General features: G+C 69.0%; 1 protein-coding gene. It reads left to right on the forward strand.

What is annotated here, in order from left to right:
* A partial coding sequence (locus tag ACI6QG_RS19675; protein ID WP_491630760.1) for a phage major capsid protein occupies positions 1-255 on the forward strand: 255 nt, incomplete at both ends.

The raw sequence follows: 255 nt of genomic DNA on the forward strand, positions 1-255 counted from the left end.
GCGACTTCCCGACCCTGCTGCCGCTGCTGGAGAACGGCGAGATCCAGGCCGGCACCATGTCCGAAAGCCAGGAGATCGTCCTGCTGCAGACCTTCGCGCGGCGCATCCGCGTCACGCGGCCCATGCTGGTGAACGACGACCTCGGCGCCTTCACGGACTTCGCCGCTGCCATCGGCCGCCGCGTGGCCGACTTCGAGAACGCCACCGCCTATGGCCTGCTGAACTCCGCCAATGGCGACGGCCCGACGCTCACCA

Origin of the sequence: Sabulicella flocculans (assembly GCF_045449635.1) — a bacterium.
GTDB lineage: Bacteria > Pseudomonadota > Alphaproteobacteria > Acetobacterales > Acetobacteraceae > Roseococcus.